This is a genomic window from Aeromonas sp. LsrichE-8G (assembly GCF_022869435.1).
Lineage (GTDB): Bacteria > Pseudomonadota > Gammaproteobacteria > Enterobacterales > Aeromonadaceae > Aeromonas > Aeromonas caviae.
This window is the reverse complement of record NZ_JALIHH010000229.1, coordinates 1-293: the sequence shown is the minus strand read 5'-3', so window position 1 is coordinate 293 and position 293 is coordinate 1. Positions and strand designations below refer to the sequence as shown.

At 47.4% G+C, this 293-nt stretch carries 1 pseudogene; it reads left to right on the top strand.

The window, feature by feature from the left end:
• Positions 1-36: 36 nt before the first annotated feature.
• Positions 37-293: pseudogene (gene tnpA, locus MUW49_RS19630) on the top strand (IS200/IS605-like element ISAs26 family transposase); the annotation flags it as partial.

The window sequence follows — 293 nt, the reverse complement described above, 5'->3', positions numbered from 1 at the left end:
TATTGCCATATCTATTAAGCCCGATTGAGTGACAGAATGCAATTCACTAAAATTAATAAATCACGCCATGCGGCCTACGCTTTGCACGTACATTTGGTGTTTATCACCAAGTATCGAAAGCCGATATTGGGGGATCTGCATCACGCATCCTTCGGTCAGTGTGCGGCAGAGGTTTGCAGAGATTTTGGTGCGGAACTGAAAGAGTGTGACGGAGAGGCTGATCATGTTCACATGCTGATAGAGTACGCGCCAACGGTGCAGCTATCGGTACTGGTGAACTCGTTAAAGGCGGT